We start from the raw sequence: 848 nt of genomic DNA on the forward strand, positions 1-848 counted from the left end.
CCCAGCCAGTCGCGCAGGTCCGGGCCGAGGTCCTCGCTTTCGCAGGCCAGGGTCACCACGGCCTTGAGGTAGCTGAGCTTGTCCCCGGTGTCATAGCGCCGGCCCCGGAACACCACACCGTACACGCCCCCGCCCTCGCCCTCACGCGTGGCCAGGGTCTGCAGGGCGTCCGTGAGCTGGATTTCATCCCCGCGCCCCGGCGGCGTGTTTTCCAGGACCTCAAAGACGGCCGGGTGGAGCACGTAGCGGCCGATCACGGCCAGGTTCGAGGGCGCATCGGCCACCGCCGGCTTCTCCACCAGGTGGTTGACCTTCACATACGCCTCCCCGTCCACCACGGTCATGTCCGCACACCCGTAGGCGGAGATCTTCTCCCGCGGCACCTCGATCAACGCCACCACCGACCCGCCCGTGCGGGCCTGCACCTCGATCATCGTCGTCAACAGCTCGTCACGTTCGTCAATGAGGTCATCACCGAGCAGCACCGCGAACGGCTCATCCCCCACATGGGTCTTCGCCCGCAGCACCGCATGCCCCAGGCCCTTCGGGTCCCCCTGGCGCACATAATGGATCTCGCCAAGGTCCGTGGCATGCTGGACCGCCGTCAGCTTCTCCGTGTCGCCCTTGGCCTCCAGCAGCTGTTCCGTGACCGGGACCCGGTCAAAGTGGTCCTCCAGGGCCCGCTTGTTCCGCCCGGTAATCATCAGCACATCCGTCAGCCCGGCACTGACGGCCTCCTGCACCACGTACTGGATGGCCGGCTTGTCCACCACGGGCAGCATTTCCTTCGGCATCGCCTTCGTCGCCGGGAGAAAACGGGTCCCCAACCCGGCCGCAGGAATAACGGC

General features: G+C 67.2%; 1 protein-coding gene. It reads right to left on the bottom strand.

Annotation, left to right across the window (positions count from 1 at the left end):
• The coding region (gene galU, locus MMF96_RS19415; RefSeq protein ID WP_256884477.1) for a UTP--glucose-1-phosphate uridylyltransferase GalU at positions 1 to 848 on the bottom strand (848 nt) is incomplete at both ends.

The organism is Arthrobacter sp. STN4 (genome assembly GCF_024539665.1).
Classification (GTDB): Bacteria; Actinomycetota; Actinomycetes; order Actinomycetales; family Micrococcaceae; genus Specibacter.